This is a genomic window from Methylobacterium sp. J-090 (genome assembly GCF_022829345.1).
Classification (GTDB): Bacteria; Pseudomonadota; Alphaproteobacteria; order Rhizobiales; family Beijerinckiaceae; genus Methylobacterium.
Window position 1 is genome coordinate 23,583 of sequence record NZ_JAKSXV010000026.1, and the last position, 21,468, is coordinate 45,050.

At 70.6% G+C, this 21,468-nt stretch carries 19 protein-coding genes; 9 read left to right on the forward strand and 10 right to left on the reverse strand.

Annotation, left to right across the window (positions count from 1 at the left end):
• Positions 1-37: 37 nt before the first annotated feature.
• Positions 38-1,126 carry an acyltransferase family protein gene (locus tag MKK49_RS03210; protein WP_244026619.1) on the reverse strand — a complete coding sequence of 363 codons (1,089 nt, stop codon included), beginning with the start codon at positions 1,124-1,126 and terminating at the stop codon, positions 38-40.
• 206 nt (positions 1,127-1,332) lie between these two features.
• On the opposite strand from MKK49_RS03210, the gene MKK49_RS03215 reads away from it, so the two are divergent.
• Positions 1,333-2,028 (forward strand): DUF4142 domain-containing protein, encoded by a 696-nt coding sequence (locus MKK49_RS03215; RefSeq protein ID WP_244026620.1) that lies wholly within the window; start codon positions 1,333-1,335, stop codon positions 2,026-2,028.
• A 265-nt stretch (positions 2,029-2,293) separates the two neighbouring features.
• On the opposite strand, the gene MKK49_RS03220 is transcribed toward MKK49_RS03215, so the two are convergent.
• Positions 2,294-4,534, reverse strand: a complete 2,241-nt coding sequence (locus MKK49_RS03220) for a TonB-dependent receptor (RefSeq protein WP_244026621.1) — start codon at positions 4,532-4,534, stop codon at positions 2,294-2,296.
• Positions 4,535-5,077: 543 nt separating this feature from the next.
• Between MKK49_RS03220 and MKK49_RS03225 the strand changes: the two genes are divergently transcribed.
• Both MKK49_RS03225 and MKK49_RS03230 read left to right on the forward strand, forming a co-directional pair.
• Positions 5,078-5,560 (forward strand): MucR family transcriptional regulator, encoded by a 483-nt coding sequence (locus MKK49_RS03225; protein WP_244026622.1) that lies wholly within the window; start codon positions 5,078-5,080, stop codon positions 5,558-5,560.
• A 274-nt stretch (positions 5,561-5,834) separates the two neighbouring features.
• Entirely contained in the window at positions 5,835-7,253 is a 1,419-nt protein-coding gene (locus MKK49_RS03230) for a phosphatase PAP2 family protein (RefSeq protein WP_409565011.1), read from the forward strand.
• A gap of 7 nt (positions 7,254-7,260) precedes the next feature.
• Here MKK49_RS03230 and MKK49_RS03235 read toward each other — a convergent pair whose 3' ends face one another.
• The gene (locus MKK49_RS03235; RefSeq protein WP_244026623.1) at positions 7,261-8,214 is read right to left on the reverse strand and encodes a 2-hydroxyacid dehydrogenase; all 954 of its coding nucleotides are present in this window, start codon (positions 8,212-8,214) and stop codon (positions 7,261-7,263) included.
• A 142-nt stretch (positions 8,215-8,356) separates the two neighbouring features.
• Here MKK49_RS03235 and MKK49_RS03240 point away from each other — a divergent pair, with 142 nt between their 5' ends.
• Entirely contained in the window at positions 8,357-8,512 is a 156-nt protein-coding gene (locus MKK49_RS03240) for a hypothetical protein (protein ID WP_244026624.1), read from the forward strand.
• Positions 8,513-8,705: 193 nt separating this feature from the next.
• Here MKK49_RS03240 and MKK49_RS03245 read toward each other — a convergent pair whose 3' ends face one another.
• Together MKK49_RS03245 and MKK49_RS03250 are read right to left on the reverse strand one after the other, a co-directional pair.
• The gene (locus tag MKK49_RS03245) at positions 8,706-10,142 is read right to left on the reverse strand and encodes a carotenoid oxygenase family protein (protein ID WP_244026625.1); all 1,437 of its coding nucleotides are present in this window, start codon (positions 10,140-10,142) and stop codon (positions 8,706-8,708) included.
• A gap of 59 nt (positions 10,143-10,201) precedes the next feature.
• On the reverse strand, positions 10,202-10,837 hold the full coding sequence (locus MKK49_RS03250) for an NAD(P)-dependent oxidoreductase (protein WP_244026626.1): 636 nt from the start codon (positions 10,835-10,837) through the stop codon (positions 10,202-10,204).
• A 175-nt stretch (positions 10,838-11,012) separates the two neighbouring features.
• Here MKK49_RS03250 and MKK49_RS03255 point away from each other — a divergent pair, with 175 nt between their 5' ends.
• Together MKK49_RS03255 and MKK49_RS03260 are read left to right on the forward strand one after the other, a co-directional pair.
• Complete coding sequence (locus MKK49_RS03255) at positions 11,013-11,615, forward strand: SOUL family heme-binding protein (RefSeq protein WP_244026627.1); 603 nt, start codon at positions 11,013-11,015, stop codon at positions 11,613-11,615.
• Positions 11,616-11,827: 212 nt separating this feature from the next.
• Positions 11,828-13,789, forward strand: a complete 1,962-nt coding sequence (locus tag MKK49_RS03260; RefSeq protein ID WP_244026628.1) for a response regulator — start codon at positions 11,828-11,830, stop codon at positions 13,787-13,789.
• A gap of 293 nt (positions 13,790-14,082) precedes the next feature.
• Here the strand turns inward: MKK49_RS03260 and MKK49_RS03265 are convergent, their stop codons facing one another.
• Positions 14,083-14,982 carry a LysR substrate-binding domain-containing protein gene (locus tag MKK49_RS03265; RefSeq protein ID WP_244026629.1) on the reverse strand — a complete coding sequence of 300 codons (900 nt, stop codon included), beginning with the start codon at positions 14,980-14,982 and terminating at the stop codon, positions 14,083-14,085.
• Between the two features lie 157 nt (positions 14,983-15,139).
• Between MKK49_RS03265 and MKK49_RS03270 the strand changes: the two genes are divergently transcribed.
• Together MKK49_RS03270 and MKK49_RS03275 are read left to right on the forward strand one after the other, a co-directional pair.
• Positions 15,140-16,381, forward strand: coding sequence for an MFS transporter (locus MKK49_RS03270; protein WP_244026630.1), 1,242 nt, complete (start codon positions 15,140-15,142; stop codon positions 16,379-16,381).
• Positions 16,382-16,488: 107 nt separating this feature from the next.
• Entirely contained in the window at positions 16,489-16,722 is a 234-nt protein-coding gene (locus MKK49_RS03275; protein WP_244026631.1) for a hypothetical protein, read from the forward strand.
• Between the two features lie 30 nt (positions 16,723-16,752).
• Here MKK49_RS03275 and MKK49_RS03280 read toward each other — a convergent pair whose 3' ends face one another.
• Together MKK49_RS03280 and MKK49_RS03285 are read right to left on the reverse strand one after the other, a co-directional pair.
• Positions 16,753-17,397, reverse strand: coding sequence for a hypothetical protein (locus tag MKK49_RS03280; RefSeq protein ID WP_244026632.1), 645 nt, complete (start codon positions 17,395-17,397; stop codon positions 16,753-16,755).
• A gap of 16 nt (positions 17,398-17,413) precedes the next feature.
• On the reverse strand, positions 17,414-18,019 hold the full coding sequence (locus tag MKK49_RS03285) for a hypothetical protein (protein ID WP_244026633.1): 606 nt from the start codon (positions 18,017-18,019) through the stop codon (positions 17,414-17,416).
• 178 nt (positions 18,020-18,197) lie between these two features.
• Between MKK49_RS03285 and MKK49_RS03290 the strand changes: the two genes are divergently transcribed.
• The gene (locus MKK49_RS03290) at positions 18,198-19,181 is read left to right on the forward strand and encodes a hypothetical protein (protein WP_244026663.1); all 984 of its coding nucleotides are present in this window, start codon (positions 18,198-18,200) and stop codon (positions 19,179-19,181) included.
• On the opposite strand, the gene MKK49_RS03295 is transcribed toward MKK49_RS03290, so the two are convergent.
• The gene (locus MKK49_RS03295) at positions 19,178-20,377 is read right to left on the reverse strand and encodes a glycosyltransferase family 4 protein (protein ID WP_244026634.1); all 1,200 of its coding nucleotides are present in this window, start codon (positions 20,375-20,377) and stop codon (positions 19,178-19,180) included. The genes MKK49_RS03290 and MKK49_RS03295 overlap by 4 nt on opposite strands.
• Positions 20,377-21,417 carry a glycosyltransferase family 4 protein gene (locus tag MKK49_RS03300; protein ID WP_244026635.1) on the reverse strand — a complete coding sequence of 347 codons (1,041 nt, stop codon included), beginning with the start codon at positions 21,415-21,417 and terminating at the stop codon, positions 20,377-20,379. Before MKK49_RS03300 ends, MKK49_RS03295 begins: the two co-directional genes overlap by 1 nt.
• Between the last annotated feature and the right edge of the window lie 51 nt (positions 21,418-21,468).

Sequence of the window (21,468 nt, forward strand, 5' to 3'; positions counted from 1 at the left end):
AAACTCCGACCGGCGCGGAGTCACACGGTTTTCGGGCTCACGCGGTTTTCGGCGGAACACCCGGATCGAGCCGGCGCCGGACCGCCCGCGTCAGCGGCGCCTCGACGAACCGGGCGACCACCAGGGCGGCGGCCACCGACAGGACGAGCATGAGGCCGAGCGCGCCCCACGGGCCGACGGAACCCGCGAGACCGAGGCGGTCGAGGGCCTCGCGGGTGCCGCGCAGGACGAAGGGGTGGATGAGGTAGAGGGCGTAGGACGCGTCCCCGAGGGCGACGACGGCGGCGACCATTCCGCCCTGCGATGCGGTCGAATGCCCAAGTTCTCGCTCGCGTTCTCGTCCGAGCGCGGCGGCGGCCACGAGGAGGAGCGCCGGCCCGCCATAGGCCAGGGGCCGCCACAGGGCGTCCGGCTCGCCGGCTCCGGCGAGACAGGCGAAGCCGAGGCCGGCCAGGGCGAGGCGGGAGGGGGCGGACAGGCGCAGGCCGTGCGCGCGGGCGAGCGCCAGCCCGGCGCCGAGGGCGAATTCGAGGATGATGGGACTGCTCCAGAACGCCAGCGGCGTCGGCAGGTCGGGCACCGTCAAGCCCACGGCGACGAGGCCGACGAGCGCCGCGCCGAGCCACGCCACCGCCCTGCCCCGCCCCCAACCGAGGCCGAGGGCGAAGACCGCGTAGAAGAACATCTCGCAGTTCAGGGTCCAGCCGAGGCCGTAGAGGGGCTGGGGAATCCCGTCCGGGCGTAGGGCCGGCCAGAACAGGAGCGAGGCGGCGACGTAGCCCGGCGCCAGGGATTCCCCGCCGTTGAGGAGGCTCGGCACGGCCAGCGCCAGGGCGAGGTAGAGCCCCGTCACCAGCCAGTAGAGCGGCACCAGCCGGGCGACCCGGTGGGCGAGGAAGCGGGCCCGTCCGCCCGTCCGCCCGTAAAGCGGCGCCGACGCGTGGACGATGATGAAGCCCGAGATGACGAAGAACACGTCGACTCCGGCCGACCACGGCAGCCACGGGCTCGGGGTGAAGGCGAGCCCGGCGCGCCGGGCCAGGGCCGCCGCCTCGAACTGCCCGTGATGGATCACCACGAGCCCGGCCGCGACCGCGCGCAGGCCCTGGATCGCCTGGAGCTTCACGCCGCGCCGCCCCCCGCCAGGCGCCGTCCCCGGCGGAGTTTGCTGCCCGGGATCGGCAGCACACGAGCCTTGTCCCGCGAAAACAGGTTGGAACAGAACAGTTCTTCCCCCGTTGACCGGCCGAAGGCGAAAGTCACGGACCCGGGCGGGCACAATGGCCCCCAGGTCCGTTCTTTGATGTCGCCGCAGCCATATTGAGGACAACGATGATCAACAAGACCATTGCCATGACCGCCGTGATCACGGCCCTCGCGACCCCCGCCTTTGCGCAGGACATGGGCGATTTTCGCCTTGCGGCGATGCAGGCCAATGCCTTCGAGGTCCAGTCGAGCCAGATCGCCCTGTCGAAGAGCCGCAACTCGCAGGTCGTCCGCTTCGCCAAGGAGACCCTGCGCGACCACCGCGCCGCCAACGTCGCCCTCGCGGGCGGTGAGGGCAACGTGATGGCCCGCAACGACGGCATCGGCGGTCTCGTCACCGCGCCGATCGCCATCGCGGGCGGCGCCGTTGGTGCGGCCACGGGCGCGGCCACCGGCGTCGTCGGCGGAACCCTGAGCGGCGGCCCCGTCGGCGGTCTCGAGGGTCTCGGTTCGGGTGCGCGCCGCGGCGCCGCCGCCGGCTCGATGATGGGCGATGTCGACACCACGGCCGGCACGACCCTGGTCCAGCCGAACCCGCAGCAGCAGGCGATGCTCGCCGAGCTGTCGCAGACCCCGTCCGGCCAGCGCTTCGACCGTCTCTACGGCTCGATGCAGGTGAAGTCGCACGAGATGGCCATCGGCATGTACCAGTCCTACGCGTCGAACGGCCCGAACCCGGCCCTGCGCGCCCACGTCCAGCAGGCTCTGCCGGTTCTCGAGCACCATTACCAGATGGCCCAGCGCCTGCCCGGCGCCCGCTGAACGGATTTTTCGTCCCGGACGCGTTCGTCCTGGGCATTCATGTCCGAGGCATGATCGCCCTGGAAACATGAGCAAAAGGGCGTCGCGCGCAAGCGCGGCGCCCTTTCGTTTGGGCGATCGTCGGCGACCGACGGGACGCTCGAAAATTTCCCGTCCGCGCTCCCCCTGCCGCATCGGTTCGCCATCGTGGCGGTTCCCTCCCGACGGGGCATCTCAGCCGTTGCCTGCGGGCACCACGGCGGAGCGGGAAGTCCGTGACCGACGCTCAGAAGTCCATGGAGGCCGACAGCAGGTAGGTGCGCGGCGCGCCCTGGGCGAGGATGCCACGGCCGGTGGACGCCCAGTAATTGTTGCCCGTCACGTTCACGACGTTGGCGCGCAGGGTCAGGGGGCGATTCTCGAAGGTGGTGGCGTAGCGCAGGCCGAGATCGAGGGTCGCCCAGTCGGGGATCTTCTGGGTGTTGGCCAGATCGTAGTATTGCGACGCGGTGTAGATCACGCGCCCGGTGAGGCTGAGGCCCGCCAGCAGGGTCGGCGGGAGATCGTATTCGCCGTAGAGATTGAGCTGCACATCCGGCACGCCGACCGCGACCTTTCCGACATTGGCCGCCGCCTGCGCCCGCACCTGCACGCCGTCGAGCAGGCTGACGCCGCCGAGGAGCCGGATGCCCGGCACGGGCTCGCCGAACACCGTGAGTTCGACGCCGCTGTTGCGCTGGCGTCCGTCGACGGAGAAGACCAGCGTCGACGGGTCGGTGAAGCCGAAGGGCTGCTCGATCTCGAAGGCGGCGAACCCGACGCCGACACTGCCGAAATCGTACTTGGCGCCGACCTCCGTCTGACGCGAGACCGCGGCCGGGAAGGCGGCGGTGGCGTTGACGGCGTTGACCGGGGGAGCCGGCGAGGTCAGGCCCTCGATGTAATTGGCGTACAGCGACAGGCGCTCGACCGGCTTCACCACCAGGCCGAGGCCCGGGGAGAAGGCACCGCTGTCGCTGGAGCCGGTCCGGAATCCGGTGACGGCGTTGTAGGAGTTCACGTCGAGGCTCTGCCAGCGGCCCCCGAGGGTGAGCAGCACCCTGTCGTCGAAGGCCGACAGGGTGTCGGCGATGGCGATGCTGCGGTTGAGGCGGCTCGAGGTGCGGGGGGTCGCGTTCGACAGGCCGGCGGTGGCGCGCGGTGCCACGGAGACCGGATCGTAGAGGTTCGACACGATGGTCGGGCCGACACTCTGCGCCGGCGGCTGGGCGAGGTCCTGCCAGAATCCCACCGCCGCGAGGCCGAAGCTGTGCTTGATCGGACCGGTCTCCACCGTGCCGCGAAGGCCCGCCTCGGCGGTCCGGTTGACGATGTGGAACGGAAGGTAGCTGATGGGATCGCGGTAATCGCCGCGGGCGTTGAAGATCGCCAGCACGCCGCCGAAATACTCCTGGCGGAAGTTCGAGCGGCCATAGGCCCCGTAGACGGTCAGGTCCGGCGTGAGATCGTACTCGATCCGGGTCGCCACCTGCTGGTTGGCGCTGTCGCGATACTCCCAGCTTTGGTGCTGGTTCAACGTCAGGTCCGGCGCGCGCGGGATGCGCACGCCGGCGGCCACCGAGCGGTTGCGCAGGGGCGCGGTGAAGTCGAGTTCCTGATAGCCGAGATCGACGCTCGCCCGCAGGCGTTCGCCGCGATAGTCGAGCGCCAGCGACGCGACGCCGAGATGCAGGCTCTGATGGTCGATCGGTGTGCTGCCGTTGTTGAAGGCACCGTTGAAGCGGATGCCCCATTCCTTGGCCTCGCCGAAGCGCCGGCCGATATCGACCGCCTTGTAGATCTGCGTGTCCGAGGCGTAGCCGAGGGTGACGCGGTTGAGGGGCACGTCGTCGGCGCGCTTCGGAATCAGGTTGATCACGCCGCCGATGTTGCCGAAGGGCGGGATGCCTGAGAGCAGGGTCGAGGGTCCGCGCAGCACCTCCACCCGCTCGATCGGCTCGATGGCGGGGTTGAAGGCATCGGCCACGCCGTAGAGGCCGTTGAAGGCGATGTCCTGCGCGAAGACCGGAAAACCGCGAATGAAGAAGCCGAGGATACCGGAAAAGGCCGGCACGTTGGTGCGGATCGACGGATCGTTGTTGACCACGTCCTGCACGTTGCGCGCCTGCTGGTCGCGCACCAGCTTCTCGGTGTAGCTCGTCGCGCTGAAGGGCTGGTCGAAGACGTTGCGGTTGCCCAGGAACCCGAGGCGCGAGCCGGTGGCGACGGCGCCGCCGGCATAGGGCGCGGGCGGCGGTCCCACCACCGCATTGGGGTTCACCGGCGCCCTGGGGCTGCCCGATGCGCGCCCCGCGGCGCCGGAGCCCTGCACCGACAATTCGTCGAGTTGCACCGCCGTTTCCCCCTGCGCCGTTTCCCCCTGCGCGAGGACCGGAGCGGCCGCCGCCACGGCGGCGACGATCACGCCGAGGCCCCAGCCCTGCCGCAGGGCCGGGCGATGCCGCCCGACGTTTCGGAACCCGCCCATGGGAAACTCCAGCACACTTGAGAACACCGGCTTCTGGCCCGGGCGCGAGGAAGCAGGCCAGCGCCTCGTCGAAGCACAGCCAACCCCCGTGGCGCAGGGTTTTATCCAGCGAGCCTCTCAAGCCTGTCAACGAGTCCAGACTTGCAGGGATAAATTGAATCAATGCTGTGACCTGTCCGGCACACACTCATCTTAGAACCATTACAGTTCAAGTATTACGGTTGACACATGTGATTTTGCGGGATGATTTCCTTCTCTAAAGCGTTCGCTCCGCGACGGCAGCGTTCATACCGTCGCCCCTGCGATCCTCGGGCGGCAAAGCACCGCTGGTGGCGCGCGCTCGGAGCGCTTCCGCCAGCGATCGTGCCGGCCGCGCGCAACGAAGCAATGATTGCCTGAAGCACATGGTTGATAGCAACGAACCGCATCATGCTTCAAACGCAGACAAGGCATGTCAATCTGAAGAATTGAGATAGCGTTCTTGATGTTTTCGATCAAAGCAGCAATTTGCGTTGAAGAGGGGCCTTAACTGTGAACGGTGACATGAACGAAGACAGCAATTTCCAGGAAACGGCTTTGATCGATCTGGCCGGCGATATCGTTTCGGCCTTCGTGTCGAACAACTCAGTGCCGGTGGCGGACCTGCCGGTGCTGATCCGCAACGTCCACGCGGCGCTGAGTGGTCTCGCCACCGGCACCGCACAGCCGGCATCGCAGTCTGCGCAGGATGAGGCGATCGAAAAGCCTACCGCCGCGCAGATCCGCAAATCCCTGACGCCGGACGGCATCGTCAGCTTCGTGGACGGCAAGACCTACAAGACCATGAAGCGGCACCTGACCACGAACGGCTTCGATCCGCAGAGTTACCGCCAGCGCTTCGGCCTGCCCGCCGACTATCCGATGGTCGCACCGAACTACGCGGCGCAGCGCTCGGCCCTGGCCAAGTCCATCGGCCTCGGCCGCCCCGGCGGCCGCAGCGAGGCTGCACAGACGGCGAAGGCCCCCGACCGCAAGCAGGCTGCCTGAGTCCTCCACTGTCACCTGAGCGACCGAAGTCCCGCAGCCTCCCAGGCGCGGGGCTTCGCCTTCCTCAACGCACGTCGTTCCCTACGCGTTGAGGCGTGCCGCGACGAGATCGATCTCCCGGGCGAGCCGTCGCAAGACCACATCGTCGAGGGCGCTCGAGCGCCGCAAGCCCCAGAGGGCCTACCGCTCGGCGACGGATACGCGGCCCTGGACATTACGCCGAAGCCACGGCTTCTAGGACAGGAAGCAGGGGTGGGACACCGGGGGGAACGCCTTGTCGAAGACAATCAGCTTCTGGACGACGGCGCTCTGCCTGCTGGCGCCCTTCTCGGTCTCCGCGCAATCTGCGACCAACCTCACGGCCTTGCGCGGCCTCGCACCCGTGAGCGCGCTCGCGGGAACTGAGGAAGGCCGTGCCGCGCTCACCGCCAACCTGCGGGTCACGGGCGAGATTCAGTCCGGCGTCGCCAAGCCGCCGCTGCTGCTCGACCCGGACGCGCAGCGCCAGCTCGCCCTGCGCGATGCCTTCATCACCGACGGGAATGCAGCGGAGCTCGCCGATGGGCTCGGCAGCAGGCTCGGCGAGCTCTACCAGACCCGGGCCCGCTACACCGACCACGCGACGTTCACGAACGTCGCGCCGTCCGTCGCCGACCTGATCGGCTACACCAACAACGTCGCCAAGTCCGACTCGAATGCCGGCAAGTACTTCTTCGCCAACGCGACGACGAACGGCAAGACGCCTGTCTCCGACGCCGCGCGCGCCATCCTGGCCGAACGCGGCGGCACCGTCGACGTGTTCGGGAAGGCCTATGGTCGCCCGGCCGGGGCCCAGGGCGCAGACGCCTACGGCAATTCGCGTCCGTTCCAGACCCTGCCACAGCTGTTCGTCTACCGCGGCGGCGACTATTTCGGGCGGGCGTCGCACAGCCTCGATTGGCTGCGGGGACCGGGTCAGAACCTGACCGACAGCCCCTCCTATCCGAGCGGGCACACCACCTACGGCTACACCGAGTCCTTGATCCTCGCGATCCTGGTCCCGGAGCGCTACCAGCAGATGGTCGCGCGCGCCGCCGAATACGGGACCAACCGCATCGTCGTCGGGGCCCACTACGCGATGGACGTGCTCGGCGGCCGGGCGGTCGCCCTGCACGCGGTCGCGCACCTTCTCGCCAACGATCCCGCCTATGTGGGCCAGGTTCGCCAGAATCCGGCGGTGGTCAACGAGATGAACCGCGCGACGGACGCAGCGGTGGCCGTCACCGATTATCGAGCCGCGCTCGCAGCGGCCCGCTCCGATCTCGGCGCATTCCTGCGGGACGGGTGCGGCGAGTCCATCGCGGCCTGCGCCGCCACCGACACCGGCCGCTTCCGCGATCCCGCAGCCAACGAAGCCCTCTACGCCGCCACGCAGACCTACGGCTTGCCCGTCGTGCACCGGCAGACCGCGAACGCGATCGAGGACGTCGAGAAGCTCGCCCCGGAGGCCGGGCACCTTCTCACGGCCGCGTTCCCATCGTTGAGTCTGAAGGAGGCCAACGCGATTCTCACGGAGACGCAGGGTCCCGGTGGTGGCTTCCTGAACGATGGCTCGGCCTTCGGGGTGTATGTCCGCCTGAACCTGTACGCGGCTGCCGGGAAGGCGGCGGCTCTGGCGGCCGAGAAGCAGGCGCGTCACCCACCGGCTCGCTGACCCCGGTTCAATAGCCGCGGTCTCGGCTCACACCTCGCGGGATGCAGCCGGTCAGCCGGTACGTGCGCACCGTGGCGGCCACGATCTCGGCAGCCGACACCAGGTTCGTCGGTGCCGCCACGTGTGGGAGGATTGTCACGCCAGGGGTGGTCCAGAAACGGTGATTCTCGGGTAGGGGCTCGGTCTCGAACACGTCGAGGACGGCATGACCGATCGCGCCCGTCCCGAGCGCTTCCAGCAAGTCCGCGTCGATGACGTGGGCACCACGACCGTAGTTCACGAAGCCAGCCCCCGGCGGCAGACGCTGGAAGACATCCCGGTTCAGCAGGCCCCGGGTGGTCGGCGTGAGCGGAAGCAGGTTCACGAGGATGTCGGTCTCAGCCAACGCGGTCCGCAAGCCCTCCAATCCCGATCGAACGGGAAAACCATCACACTCGGCGCCGGAGCGATTCCAGCCCTGCACGGGAAAGCCGATGGCCTTGAGCACGGCTGCCGAGGCGCGGCCCATCTCGCCCATGCCCAGGATCGTGATCCTGCGGCGATCCGCCGACCGGACCGCGTGCGGGCGCCATTCTCCGCGCCGCTGCTGCGCCGCATAGAAGGGGAGATCACGGTGGAGATACAGTACCGCCGCCGCCACGGCTTCGGCCATGGCGCGAGCGAGGGACGGATCGACGAGCCGCACCAGCGGGACATCCGGAACGGTCGCATCCGCCAAAACGGCATCGACGCCGGCCCATAGGCTCTGCACCCACTGGAGGCGTGGAAGGTCGCGTATCGATCCTGGGGACGGATTGGCCACGATGGCAATTTCGACGGCGCGGCGGATTTCGGCCCGCTCGCTGTCGATCCCAAGGTCGGTCGCGATGACTTCGTCGGGCATGGCGGCGGCAAGTGCGGCGCGCCACTTCGCCTCCTCGTCCGGTCCGAGGCTGGTGACGAGGAGAAGCGGGGCGGGCATCGGTGTCGGATCCCTGGATTCCTGCCGTCGCGCGCTCCGGCAGCGATCGTGCATTCGACCGCGGCGAGGCCGGCCTGCGCTGAGAGCGAAAACCGCCCGGCCGACGGACATTCTCTTCTTTGCGGCAGCGGGGAAACGCAAGATGTCGATTCGACCGAAGGTGGCGTTCATCGGTACGGGCGGCACGATCTCGTCCCTCGGCACCGACAGCCTCGATATCCTCGACGACACGGCCACGGGCCTGCGACTGACGGCCGACGCGATCCTCGACCGGGTTCCCGATCCCTTCCGTGCCTAGAGCATTTTCCGCCGAAGTGGTTGCCGGTTCGGCGCAAGAAAATGCGCTACACAACAAGGTGATAGAGTGTTTTCTGCGATCCAAGGATCACAGAAAACACTCTAGCGCGGCGATCGCGCGGACGATCATCGCCGGGTCTCGCACGTTCCGAGGCCCGTGAACGCGCGCCGGCGTCCAAATCGCTCGGCGATCGTCACCCGGCCCTGTGATTCGGAAACCAGTTCCCGTGGAAGCCCGGCGGAATCCGGTGCCCGAGGCGGACCGTGGCGACGGGCGGCGCCTCGACCGCGCGCGCGTCGAGGACGGTGAAGTCCGTCGTGTCGTGCGCCGTGTCGATGACGAGCCCGACGAGCCAGCCCTCGTCCTCGCCGGCTTCCGGCCCCGCCGGCACGAACACGAACTCCCCCGGGACACGGTCGGCGCCGAATTCGTGGACGCGCCGCGCCCCCGTCGCCACGTCGTGCTTGTAGATCTGCGTCGCGCCGACGAGCTGCGTGTTGCCGTCGGCGGGGACCGAGCCCGCGTAGACGTAGCGGTGGCGTCGCCCGAAGCGGCGCTCGTCGATCCGGGGGAATTCCTGCGCTGCGGGGTCGATCACCCGCCGGTCGACCCGCCCCGTCGCGGGGTCGGCGGTCCAGCGCTCCAGCCGGCCCGGCGCGTCGAGGCCGCCGCCGCCGGATGCGAACACCGTCTCGTAGGCGACGACGTCGAGGACCACCCGCCCCTCCGCGTCGTCGTAGGCGTTGGCGACGTGGAAGACGAAGCACGGCTCGACCGCGCACCACAGGATGTCGGCGGCCGTGCCGTGCCGGGGGAGCAGGCCGACGCGGGCGCGGTGGGCCGGGTTCCAGCGGAACGGGAAGCGGTGCCCGGCCAGCACCGCCCGCATCGAGAAGGTGACGGGCAGGTCCAGCACCACCGCGAAGCGCGCCGTGATCGCGCAGTCGTGGATGCAGGGGCCATGCTCGACCGGGATCGATACGTCGCGCACGACGCGGCCGGCGGGCGAGACGACGACGTGGCGCACGCTGTCCCAGACGCGGCCGTCGTAGGCGATGGCATGGGTCTCTCCGGTCTCCGGGTCGCGGTGCGGGTGCCCGGTGAAGGAGCCGGTGAGCGTGCCGTCGAACGGATCGTAGCGCTGCGTCTCCAGGTCCTCGGACAGCACGACGGGGTAGCTGCCGGCCTCGACCACGGCGAAGGTGCTGCCGCCGATCGCGACGACGTTGGTGTTGACGGTGTCGTCGCCCCGGCGCGGCCCTGGGGCGGCGGGCCGGCCGAGCGCCGCGGATGCCGCACGCGAGCCGATCCAGCGGTTGCGGTACCACAGGGCCTTGCCGCCCTCGATGCAGAGACCGTGCACCATGCCGTCGCCCAGGAACCAGTCGTGGCCGCGCGTTGTCGGGCGAGCGGGGTTGGCGCCCATCTTGAGGTAGCGGCCGTCGAGCCCCGCCGGGATCGTCCCGGTCACGGGTAGGTCCCGCAGCGTCAGTTCCTCGCGCATCGGCGCGTGGACACCGACCACGAAAGGGTGCTGCGTTCGCGGCAGGCGGAGCCGGTTGCAGGCCGCCACCATCGCGACGAGGCCCTCGGCGGCGGTGCGCAGGCCAGATTCAACGGGATTCGGCATCGGTTGCGGTCTCGGGGCGGTGCGGGGCGAGGGCCTACCTGACGCGGGGCGTTCCCCCCTTACCGGACGAGGACGACGGCCCGGCCCGCGTGGGACGGCTCGGCGATCTGGCCGACGATGTATCCCGCCACGTCCGCCCGGGCGATCAAGCCGTTGCGCCACGTCGACGGCTCGGTCAGCACCCGGTAGCGGCCCGTGGCGGCGCCGTTCGTCAGGATGCCGGGCCGCACCAGCGTCCAGGCGAGGCCGCTGCGGCGGATGCGCATCTCCTGGGCGTCCTTGTCGTCGTAGGCGCGCCCGAGCATCAGGCGGAACGGCAGACGCTGCAGCGGGCCGATCGCGTCGCGGCTGTCCCCCGCCCCGAAGCCCGTCACCGCGATGAGCCGGTCCACCCCGGCCCGCTCCATCGCGGGGACGAGCAGGCTGGTGGCGTCCGAGAACAGGCGCACGGGACCGAGCAAGTCCCGCGTCGAGACGCCGAGCGCCTGCACCACGACGTCGACGCCGTCGAGGGCGCGGGCGACGTCGCCCGCGTCCAGCGCGTCGCCCGTGAACCGCTCCAATACCTTCCCCGACAGGTCGATGCCGGAGGCCGAGCGAGCGAAAGCGCGAACCCGGTGCCCCGCAGCCAAGGCCGCCTTGGCGGTTTCCAAACCGACACCCTTGCTGGCGCCAAGGACGAGGACATGGGCCATGCGCGCTCCCTCACCATCGTGGACAAGACCCTAACGCGGACCCACGCGCCTTGTGTCCGCTTGAGCGGGTGCGTCCCCTCGACCGTCCCCTTCGAGTCGCATCGGGCGCGCGGCCTGGAACGTTGCGCGGCCGTGGGCCTTGAGCAGGCGGACCCGCCCTCCCGGACCCGCCGCCATGGACAAATTCTCCTACTACGCCCTCACCGTCATCGAGTCGGTCCTCGGCATCTTCGGGATCCGGGCGCTGTACGAGCAGCCACGCTACACGGTGAGCGAGCGGCTCGACCGCGGGGTCGAGATCCGGATCTACGAGGCACGCTTGGCCGTGGAGACCGACGCCCGGGGACAGGGCGACGGCGAGGCGTTCGGTCGACTGTTCCGCTACATCACCGGCGCGAACCGCGGCGGCAGCCGCATCGCGATGACGGCGCCGGTGGAGGTCGGCAAGCGGCGCATCGCGATGACGATGCCGGTCGAGCAGGGCGCGGGGGACACGATGCGATTCTATCTACCGCGCGCTGTCGCTGCAGCGGGCGCGCCCGAGCCGACGGAAGCGGGGGTGCGGCTGGTCCACATTCCGGCCAAGCGGATGGCGGCGCTGCGCTTCCCGGGCCGCGCCACGTCCAAAGCGAGGACAGAGCAGGGGCGCATCCTGGGCGAGGTGCTGGCTGCGTCCCGCAAGGCCACCGGTCCCGTCGGCTTCCTCGGCTACGACCCGCCGTTCGCGATCCCGTTCCTGCGGCGCAACGAGGTCGCGGTGCGGTTGCCGCCCGACTGACGGTCGGCCGCCCCTTTATGCCACGGCTCCAGCGAATTCCGGCTCGTCGGATGCGTGCGGATGGACCCCTCGGCGCCCGGATCGGTCGTTCAGCCCGTCCGAGCATGATCTTAGGGGCCGATATCCCGCAGCGACGTTCGTTCCGGTCCAGAGTGCGCAGCGGCGGGAGCCGGTCGCTTTCCAAAGCACCCGGCGCGTGACACTCACGTCCCATGAGCAGCTTGCACAAACTGATCGGGACCGTCGCCCTGCGACGTCCTTCGCCGGTCACCGACTACGGTGTCACGCTGCTGCTGGTCGGAGCCATGACGTTCGTCCGGTTCCTGGCTCCGGCCTATGTCGCACCGTTCCTGTTGTACATCCCGGTCCTCCTGATCGTGAGCCTGGCTTTCGGCTGGCGTGCGGGGACGCTGGCGCTTTCGTTGTCCACCCTGATCGCCGCGTGGTTCTACACGCGGGACGGGATCCTCAACGGCGTCGACGTCGCCCTGCTGTGTCAGTACGTGACGGTCGGCGCGACCATGGTGTGGATCTGCCACGCCCTGCGGCGGTCCGTCGTGCAGAACGAAGCCACGCTGGAGCGGCTCAACGCTGCGAACCACATCCTCGTCGACAGGGAGGCGGCGTTGACCAGTGCCAACGCCGCGGCGGAAGCCGCCAAGGAAGCGGCCGAGCTGGCCAACACGGCGAAGAGCGATTTCCTGGCCAATATGAGCCACGAACTCCGCACCCCGCTTTCCGCCATCATCGGCTACAGCGAGATGATGGGGGAGGAGATCACGGACGGCTGCGCGGCGTCGGACCTCGTGGCCGATATCGGCAAGGTCGAGCGCAACGCCCGTCACCTGCTCGGACTCATCAACGACGTGCTGGACCTGTCAAAGGTCGAGAGCGGCAAGATGGAGGTCTACACCGAGGATTTCGCGGTGGAGGACATGCTGCGCGACGTGGCGGGTTCGGTCGCGACGCTGGTCGGCAAGAAGGGCAACACCCTTGAGATGCGGCTCGCGCCCGAACTGGGCCGGATGCAGTCCGACCTGACCAAGACGCGGCAGGTGCTCTTCAATTTCCTCAGCAACGCGGCCAAGTTCACGGAAAGCGGAACGATCACCCTGGCCGCCTCACGCATGACCGACGCCTCGGGTGTCGACCGGCTTTCGTTCTCCGTCTCGGATTCCGGGATCGGGATGACGGTCGAGCAGGTGTCGCGCCTGTTCCGGCGTTTCGAGCAGGCCGATGCGTCCACGACGCGCAATTTCGGGGGGACCGGGCTCGGACTGTCGCTCACCCGTGCCTTCGCCGACATGCTCGCGGGGACCATCACGGTGTCCAGCGTCCCCGGCCAGGGCAGCACCTTCACCTTCTCCGTGCCGGCGACCTTCGTTCCACCCGTCGACGAGCAGGCCTTGCCCGATCCCGACCTCATCGCCGCCGACGAGGAGGGAGGCGATGTGATCCTGGTCATCGACGACGATACGGACCAACTCGCGCTCACCACCCGATTCCTGCATCGCGAGGGTTTTCGGGTGCAGACGGTCACGAGCGGCAGGATGGGGCTCGACCTCGCCCGGAGGCTGCGGCCGCGGGCCATCCTGCTCGACGTGATGATGCCGGGCGTCGACGGATGGTCGGTGCTGAGTCAGATCAAGGCGGACGAGACGCTGGCGCCGATCCCGGTCGTGATGGTGACGTCCGTCGACCAGCGCAATCTCGCGGCGTCGCTCGGCGCCGCGGACTACATGCTGAAGCCGGTCGACTGGTCGCGGTTCGGCAAGATCGTGAATCAGTTCCGGCTGGCGGAGACGGACAGGCGCGGCACCGTGCTCCTGGTCGAGGACGAGGCCGTGACCCGCATGGCGATGCGCTCCACCCTGGAGGACGACGGCTGGTCGGTCGTGGAAGCCGCGAACGGCGAGGAAGGCCTGCAGCACGCGGGCGAGACCAGGCCCGACGTCGTCATCGTGGACCTGAACATGCCCATCCTGGACGGTTTCGGCTTCCTGGAGGGCGTTCGAGCCCTGCCCGGCTGCTCGGACATCCCGGTGATCGTCCTGACGGGTCGAGAATTCTCGGCCGAGGACCGGAGCAAGCTTCGCGGCGCGAGCCAGATCCTCCATCGCGGCGACTTCGCGTCGGCGAGTTTGGCGGAAAGGCTGAAGCGCCTCTCGGCCTGAAAAGGGCGGGGACGGCTCAGCAGCATCGGTGTCGCGCCCTCTTCGAGGACCGCTTCGAAAAATCAGACCCGGAAGCCTGAACGACCGAGTCGGGTGGGGACCCGCCGGTCCGCTCTACGACCGACTGAGGGTTTCTGCCTGTCCGCTTCCAGGAAGCTTAGTCAGAAAGCAGACGGCTTTTCGGGGAACGCGAGGGGTCTCCGTCACGCCCAGCTCCATCGCCGCGCTCAACGCACATGCCCGTCCCGTGCGGGGGCGAGCCGCCTGCGGTTCGGCCCGATGGTCTTCCGATCTCATTGTGCGCCTGTGGCGACGAGCCAATCCACGAATGCCGTCAGGGTTGACGTCTTGTCCGCGTCATTCGGGACGAGGGCCACGTAGCCGGGGCGCGGGACGACGATCTCCGGGAACGGGGCGACGAGCCGTCCGGACGCCAGGTCGCGGGACAGCACGGGCAAGGGCCCGAGGCCGTAGCCGAGACCGTCCGCCGTCGCCTGCCGGGCAACGAAGTAGTGGTCGAACGTCCGGCGACGGCCCGTATCAGGGGGGAGACCGGCGGCGGCGAGCCAGTCGCTCCAATCGCCCGGACGCGTCTCGCTCGACAGCAACGTAGCGCCTTCGAGGTCATGCGGGGTGCGCAGGGGGTGGGCCGCGAGCAGGGACGGGCTCGCCATCAGAGTGTTGGCTTCTCGCAGGAAGGGAACCGCGCGGTAGGCGCCCCAGGGATGGTTCGCCCCCGTTCCAATGCGTGGCTCGCGGCGAACCGCGAGGTCGAAGCCGCCGCGCAGTGCATTGTGCAGGGTCGTGGTCGTCGTGACGACCACCTCCGCCTCCGGCCGCGCGGCGTGGAAGCTGTCCAGGCGCGGGATCAGCCAGCGCATCGCGAAGGTCGTGGGCGTGCTGACCCGAAGGGTCCGCGGCGCAAGGGGCCGACCGCAGATCTCGGCCGCCGCGTCGAGCCTGTCGAAGGTGAGGCTCACCGCTTCCGCGAAGGCGCGGGCCGCGGGCGTCGGGACGACGCTCCGTCCGACCCGCACGAACAGGCGCTGGCCGAACCACGCCTCCAGCACGGCGACCTGACGGCTGACGGCCCCGTGGGTCAGCCCGAGTTCGCCCGCGGCGGCGGCATGGCTGCCGGCCCGGGCGGCGACCTCGAAGACGCGAAGTGCGTGAAGGGGCGGAAGACGGCGCATCGGACCTCCGAACTCACAATCCGTGAGTTTAGCGCACGCGTAGCGTGAGTCGAACGTCCCTCATCGCCGAAGGCTCACGGGTGTAGCCGTCATGGCCCTGGCTGCTGGCGGCCGTGGAACACGGCCCTGGCTGCTGGCGGCCGTGGAAGGAGGATCGATGCCGACGACCATTGCGAGGACCGACGGGCGGGCCTTAAGTCCAAGGGATGGGGCAGGCGACATCCGTGCGCCACAGCGGCGGACGCGGACCCTCGCCACGATCGGCGTCAACCACGCCCTGCACGACGGCTACACCGACCTGATCTACGTGCTGCTGCCGGTCTGGCAGGCAGAGTTCGGCCTCGGCTACGTCGCGCTCGCGCTGCTGCGCTCGCTCTATGTCGGCGCACTGGCCGGCCTACAGATGCCCGCCACGGCCCTGGCACGGGTGCTCGGCGCGCGTATCGTCCTGGTTCTCGGCACGTTGCTCGGTGCGGGGGGCTATGCCCTGGCCGGCACCTCGGGCGGTCTCGTCGGCCTCTGCGTCGCCCTGGTGCTCTCCGGCGCGGGCAGCAGCACCCAGCATCCCCTCGCCTCAGCGGTGATCGCCCGGACCTACGGGACGGGAGCAAGGGGGCCGCTCGGCACCTACAACTTCGCCGGCGATCTTGGAAAGGCGGCGCTACCCGCGCTTGCCGGGCTTCTCCTCACCCATGCCGACTGGCGCTTCGTGCTTTGGCTCGCCGCTGGCCTCGGGGGTGTCGTCGCGTTCGGGGTCGCCACCCTGCTGCCCCGCGAACCCCTCCCGCGCGAGGAGCCGCCGGCGCGCGCGCAAGCGGTCGCGCCCGGCGGCCCGTCGACGGGCCGGAGCGGCTTCGGGCTCCTGGTCGCGGTCGGCATGCTCGACAACGCGGCGCGGCCGGCCTTTCTCGTCTACCTCCCGTTCCTGCTGCAAGAGAAGGGGGCGGCCCTCACCACGGTGGGCGTCGCGTTCGGCCTTGCCGCCGTGGGCGGTGCGCTGGGCAAGGCGGTCTTCGGCCGGCTCGGCGAACGCTTCGGGGTGACGCGCTGCGTGATTCTCAGCGAAATGGGCACGGCGGTCGCGATCCTGCTCGTCATCGCGCTCCCGCTCGCCCCCGCGCTCGCGGTGCTGCCGCTCCTGGGCGTGATGCTGAACGGAACGTCGTCCGTGCTCTACGGCACCGTGCCGGAACTCGCGCCGCACGGTCGCGTCGAGCGGGCCTTCGCCGTCTTCTACACCTGGACGCTCGGCGGCAGCGCCCTCGCGACGCCCCTGCTCTACGGCCCGCTGGGCGATGTGCTCGGACCGAAAGGGGCGGCCGTTGCCGCGGCGGCCACGGCCCTGGCCGTCGTTCCGATCATGCTGCGCCTGTCGCCGCATCTCGCGCGAGCGCGATGACGGTCTCCCGGCAACGCGATGCCTTCCATGGCGACCGGGCATATCCGTCCGGTGCTCCGAGCGATGCCCCGCCTCGACAGCCGCTTCGTGGCGGCCATCTACGCAGGATGCCCGAAGCGAGCGAACATCCGCCACGATGCGTCCACTATGTCGGCTTCAGGGATGACCGCTACTGGAATGCCTTGCGCGTGTTCGGCGGCCCGCGCGTCATCCACCGCCGGTGGGACTTCTACGCGACCCGAGACGTCGGGCCGAACGACGTGGTCATCTTCGCCGAGGGCGATGAAACCCAACCCGTGGCGGACCGAAACGCCACCGACCTCGACGAGCGGTGGCTGTAGGCCGAGCAGCAAACGGCATCCGCAACGCAATCAGATCCCTGCCCACGCCGCCCGGACCGGCCCCGTCGCGGCGTCCGGCTTCGCGTCACCGATGAAGATCACCACCGGGCCATGCTCGGCCCGGCGCGGATCGTAGAAGTCGAGCAGGTCCGGGTGGCGGTGCTGGATGAAATCCGGCCGCAGGCCCTCCCGGCGCAGCAGGTGGTCGATGACGACCTGATCGCCGTGCACGGCGTTCGGCACCGGGCCGCAGGAGCCGGCCTCCATCCAGCGCCGGGGCTCGGCCGCGAAGGCGGCGTGGAGGAAATCCAGCGCGCCCCCGTGCCAGCGCAGCAGGGCGCTGGAGAGCCGGCCCTTGTGGAAGTAGTCCTCCATCGCGGCGAGGCCCGGCTCGGCCAGGGCGTCGGCCGGCCCGGTGAGGACGGTGTCGAGGTCGCAGAGCAGCGTCGGGCCCCGTGTGAGCCCGGGGCGGAACGCCTCCATCTTCGCCCACCAGGCCGGCCAGTCGTGCCGGAGCGGCACCCGCTCGACGCCGGCCACCGCGAGGGGAAGGTCCGTGAGACAGAGGATCCGGTCGAAGGCCGGGGCGTGGCGGCGCACGCCGCGGGCGAGGCGCTCGACCCAGACGGCATCGTAGCGGCCGCCGCCCTTCAGGACGGTGATGAGAGTCGTCATGGATGGGTGTTCCTGGTCAGGCGGGACAGGGGTGCAGGCGCAGGTGCCCGGCCGCCTCGGCCTGCCGGAACCAGGCGCGCTCGGCCGCCCAGGGATGGCCGGGCCAGCCGGCGAAGCCGAAACCGTGGACCTCCGCCGGGCCGTATCGCGGCGGCCGGCCGAGGAGGAGCGCCAATGTCACGAGGAAGCCGGTGCTCGGGTTCGGCCACCCTGTGGTGCCGGGCGCGAGGCGCAGGCGCGCCTCCCGGTGCAGATCTTCGGGCAGGACGTGGATGGGCTTCCCGAGGGGGCGCAGCAGGGCCAGCGCCTCGCGCGTCCAGCACACCTGCTCGGGGCCGTTCTCCTCCGCCGGCAACATCGGGAACGGCAGGATGAACGCCTCGGTGCGCCGGATCGCCGGGCGGTCGAGGAAGCGTCGGTCGGCGAGCCATTCGCGCATCTGCCCGCCCCGGTTGACCAGGGCGAGGTGGGTGACCCGCGAGCCGGTGCGGCCGCCGAAACCCGGCGCATTGTTGAAGCGCACGACGCAGGCTGCCGCATCGATCGCCGCGGCGGCGTCGATCCCCGGGGCGTTGCCGACGATGGCGAGCGGTCCGCGTCCGGACGGAGGCAGGTCGAGCATGGGGAGTCGACCGGGGCGTCCACTTGCGGCAGGAATTCGCGGAGCAGCGGAGGTATGGCGCCGGCCCCGCGCGGCAAGATCCCTGCGGCGCGACAGACCCTCGAAGCAAGAGACCTTCGAAGCAAGAGCCCCCGCGAAGCAAGAGCCCCTCGGAGAAGGACGGACCCTGGAAGCGATGATGCGCCGATGCTTCGTCTGCGCTGCCGACATGCTGGAGCCGGCCGAGCGCTCCCTCGCGTATCCGGACGGGCGCGTGCGGGCCTTCCCGATCGCCTGCGGCTCCTGCGGCCTCCTGCTGGAGGGGGGCGCCGAGCCCGTGGCGTGCCGTGCGCACTTGGCCGGGCAGCTGGCCGGCCCGGTCTTCAGCCCCGACTCGGACGCACCCTACGGCCTCGACCTCTACACCCTGCGCAGCGCCGCGACGGGCGTCGGCCTCGGTGTCCGGCCCTGCGATGACGCCGGGCGCGCGGCCCTGCGCCGTCCCCACGACCGGCACGCCGCTCGGGCGCAGCTCTACGCGCTCGCCGGGACGGAGGGGCGGCCCGTCTCCCTCGGCCTGCTCTGCCGCCCCGACGCGCTGGCGGCCGTCATGGCGGTCCTCGCGGGCCATGCCGCCTGGACCGACGACGTCGTCATCCTGCTCGACGCGGCGGCCCAGCCGCCACGGGCCGTGCCGGCCGCCGGGTTTCCGCCCGGTGCGGTGCGGGTGGGCGCCCGGCCCCTGGCGGGCGACTTCGCCGCCCAGCGCAACGTCCTCCAGGACCTCGCCCGCCATCCCTGGATGCTGCAGCTCGATGCCGACGAGACCCTGAGCGCCGATGCCGGCCGGCTCCTGCCGGCCCTGGCGGCCCTGGCCGAGGCGGGCGACGTCGTCTCGGTCGGACTGGCGCGCCGGAATCGCGTCGACGGCCTCCTCTCGGACGTCTACCCGGACGTCCAGTACCGGCTGAACCGCAGCTCCGTGCGCTATGCCGGCCGCGTGCACGAGCGGCCGGTCCTCGACGGCGGCTGGCCGCGCAGCCTCATCACCCTTCACGGGGCGATCGACCACCATCTCGACCGGGCCCATGTGCTGGCGCGCTCGGCGCGCTACGAGCGCCTCGCGCCCGGGCGCGGGCGCCCCGAGGAGGAAGCCGCGTTGCTGCGTCCCTATCGGGACTAAGGAGTCGGGCTCGCACCGGATCGCGCCGCCGCGATGGCCCGGGCGTAGAGATCGAGCGTCTCGCCCGCCAGCGCCGCCCGGGTGAAGCGGCCGGCCGCCGCCAGCGCCCGGCTCCGATAGGCCCGGCGCAGGGCCGGATCGACCAGGAGCGGGCGCAGGGCGTCCGCGAGCGCCGGCCCGCTGGCCTCCCGCGCCAGGGGGCCCGCACCCGGCGCACCCACGAAGGCGCGCGCGCTCGCATCCTGCGCGCAAGCCACCACCGGTCGGCCATAGGCGAGGGCCTCCTGGTAGACGAGGCCGAAGCTCTCGTAGCGGGAGGGGGCGAGCACCACGTGCGCCTCGGCATAGGCCTGCGCCAGCGCATCGGCGGGGACCCGGTTGAGCGCATGGAGGCGGGCGCGCGCCGCCTCCGGCAGGCCCGCGGGCAGGTCCGCCGGGGGGACGCCGATCAGGTCCAGCCGGAAGTGTGGAACCGCGCCGCGTTCCGCGTCGTCCGCCAGGATCGCGACCGCCCCGAGGAGCGCGTCGAAGCCCTTGCGCGCCTCCGCCCGGCCAACGAACAGAAGGCGGACCGGCCCCGCATCCTCCGGGTAGGACGCGCCGCGCGCCGCCGCCAGGATCTCGAGCGGGAGGCTGAGGCCGATCACGGCCTCCGGCTGCCGGCCGGACAGGCCGTAGACCCGGGCGATCACCGCCCCGTGCTCGGCGGTGTTGGCGATGAGCCCGGCGCTGCCCCGGGCCTGGGCGCGCTCGAGGGCCTCGGCGGCCCAGCCGTCGAGGCGGTCGCGCAGGGTGGCGGGGGCGTCGCGGGTGAAGGCGGCGGGGGTCGAGCTTCGCGTCACCAGCGGCAGGTCCCGGCGCCCGGCCAGCAGCACGGCGGGGGCGTACCAGTTCGTCGCCTCCACGACGTCGAACGGCGCACGGGCATGGGTCGCGAGCACGGCGCGGCGGAAGGCGAGCGGCGCAGCGAGGTGTCCGGCCGCGCCCCAGCGGCGCAGGCGCGCCAGCCCGCCGCCGGGCGGCAGGGCGAATCCCGCCACCGTCACGCCGCCGGCGCGGTCGCGGCCCGTGCGGTCGAGGGTGAAGACCGTGACGTCGGCGTCCAGGCCGGCGAGGCTCTCGGCGATCTCGCGCGCGGCGGTCGAAAGGCCGCTGGGGGAAGGCGGATAGTCCCAGGCGAGGAGGGCGACGCGCATCAGGCGGCGAGCAGGCGATGATAGAGGGCGAGGTAGTCGGCCGCCATGCGGTCGGCGGTGAAACGCGCCTCGAAGCGGCGGCGGATTCGGGCGCGGTCGAGGTGTTCGATCCGGGCCAGCGCCGCCACCGCCTCGGCCTCGGAGGAGACGATGAAGCCGGTGACCCCGTCCTCGACGATCTCCGGCACCGAACCCCGGTTCCAGGCCACCACGGGCGTGCCGCAGGCCATCGCCTCGATCATCACGAGGCCGAAGGGCTCCGGCCAGTCGATGGGAAAGAGGAGCGCCCGCGCGCTCCCCAGGAGGTCGGCCTTGCGGGCATCGTCCACGGGTCCGAGGTAGACCGCGTCGTCCCCCAGCAGGGGGCGCACCCGGCGCTCGAAATAGTCCGGGTTGCCGACATCGATGGTGCCGCCCAGCCGGATCGGCAGGCCGGCAGCGCGCGCGACGCGGATCGCGGTGTCGGGCCGCTTCTGGTCGGTCATCCGGCCCACGAAGGCGACGTGCGCGCCGGGCTGGGTGCTGAGCGCATAGCGGTCCCGCGCGAGGCCGTGATGCACGGTTCCGGCCCGGTTCGCGGCCGGAAGACCGGCCGCCTGCGCCGCCGAGATCGCCGCCACCGGCAGGTCGGGAAAGCCCGCGAAGAACAGCGCCCGGTCGAGTTCGTCCACCCGCCAGTGCACGGTCGTCAGGCTGTGGCGCCGGCGCGCGCCGAGAAGCGCCGCGTGCGCGAACTCGCCGTGGCAATGCACGATGTCGAACTGGTCCAGCCGCTGCCGCAGCGCCTCCAGCTGCAGGGCGTCCAAGGCCGCCGGGACACCGGGCGCAACCCGCCCGTGGCGGCGCTCCAGGGCGGAGAGGCTCGGGTGGTCACCGATGCGCGGCAAGTCTGTCGCACTGTCGGACGACGCGAACAGTGTTACCTGCGCACCCAGGCTTCGTAGTGCCGTGCTGAGGTCGTGAATGACCCGCTCCGTACCGCCGTGATGCTCAGGGGGAACGGGGAAGATGTTGGGGGCGACTTGGGCGACGCGGATCACGGACTGTACCTTATCTGCAACGTTTCTTCGTCGAAGCGCGCCTGAGACGCT

Bases quoted from the DNA above. Each gene is read 5' to 3' on its own strand.
- MKK49_RS03215 (WP_244026620.1), top strand. From the start codon at position 1,333: ATGATCAACAAGACCATTGCCATGACCGCCGTGATCACGGCCCTCGCG.
- MKK49_RS03220 (WP_244026621.1), bottom strand. From the start codon at position 4,534: ATGGGCGGGTTCCGAAACGTCGGGCGGCATCGCCCGGCCCTGCGGCAG.
- MKK49_RS03225 (WP_244026622.1), top strand. From the start codon at position 5,078: ATGAACGAAGACAGCAATTTCCAGGAAACGGCTTTGATCGATCTGGCC.
- MKK49_RS03235 (WP_244026623.1), bottom strand. From the start codon at position 8,214: ATGCCCGCCCCGCTTCTCCTCGTCACCAGCCTCGGACCGGACGAGGAG.
- MKK49_RS03240 (WP_244026624.1), top strand. From the start codon at position 8,357: ATGTCGATTCGACCGAAGGTGGCGTTCATCGGTACGGGCGGCACGATC.
- MKK49_RS03245 (WP_244026625.1), bottom strand. From the start codon at position 10,142: ATGCCGAATCCCGTTGAATCTGGCCTGCGCACCGCCGCCGAGGGCCTC.
- MKK49_RS03250 (WP_244026626.1), bottom strand. From the start codon at position 10,837: ATGGCCCATGTCCTCGTCCTTGGCGCCAGCAAGGGTGTCGGTTTGGAA.
- MKK49_RS03255 (WP_244026627.1), top strand. From the start codon at position 11,013: ATGGACAAATTCTCCTACTACGCCCTCACCGTCATCGAGTCGGTCCTC.
- MKK49_RS03260 (WP_244026628.1), top strand. From the start codon at position 11,828: ATGAGCAGCTTGCACAAACTGATCGGGACCGTCGCCCTGCGACGTCCT.
- MKK49_RS03265 (WP_244026629.1), bottom strand. From the start codon at position 14,982: ATGCGCCGTCTTCCGCCCCTTCACGCACTTCGCGTCTTCGAGGTCGCC.
- MKK49_RS03270 (WP_244026630.1), top strand. From the start codon at position 15,140: ATGCCGACGACCATTGCGAGGACCGACGGGCGGGCCTTAAGTCCAAGG.
- MKK49_RS03275 (WP_244026631.1), top strand. From the start codon at position 16,489: ATGCCCGAAGCGAGCGAACATCCGCCACGATGCGTCCACTATGTCGGC.
- MKK49_RS03280 (WP_244026632.1), bottom strand. From the start codon at position 17,397: ATGACGACTCTCATCACCGTCCTGAAGGGCGGCGGCCGCTACGATGCC.
- MKK49_RS03285 (WP_244026633.1), bottom strand. From the start codon at position 18,019: ATGCTCGACCTGCCTCCGTCCGGACGCGGACCGCTCGCCATCGTCGGC.
- MKK49_RS03290 (WP_244026663.1), top strand. From the start codon at position 18,198: ATGCGCCGATGCTTCGTCTGCGCTGCCGACATGCTGGAGCCGGCCGAG.
- MKK49_RS03295 (WP_244026634.1), bottom strand. From the start codon at position 20,377: ATGCGCGTCGCCCTCCTCGCCTGGGACTATCCGCCTTCCCCCAGCGGC.